Here is a 370-nt window from a genome sequence, read left to right on the forward strand (position 1 = left end):
GCAACGATCGCATTACTCAGCGTGGCCAGTTTCACTGTATCTGCCAATGTCACCCTTCCCTCTGGAGAAGACTGGATCAATCATGCCTCTGAAGGGCTCGCACCTTACTGGCTGATGCCTAGCGCTCAGGGAGAACCGATAGGCAACTTCCCGACGTTTCGCTGTGATGATGGCACCTTGCTCGATGTTTCTGATGTGTGTCCTGAATTGAACCGAGGCTGGATCACTCCGCACTTTGGCAAGGAGTTTACGCGCATGAAATCACGCCAAACCTATGCCTACGGCGTGCTCTATCACCTTACTGGAGACAAACAAGCTTTAGCGCTTGCTAAGCAAGGGGCGTACTACCTCATTGATCAGCTAGAAGATA

The 370-nt window shown here is 51.6% G+C and carries 1 pseudogene; it reads left to right on the top strand.

The features are described from left to right. Nucleotides 1–370: pseudogene (locus tag AB4486_RS25480) on the top strand (N-acylglucosamine 2-epimerase); the annotation flags it as partial.

This window comes from Vibrio sp. 10N.222.55.C6 (assembly GCF_041473395.1).
Taxonomy (GTDB): Bacteria; Pseudomonadota; Gammaproteobacteria; order Enterobacterales; family Vibrionaceae; genus Vibrio; species Vibrio crassostreae_C.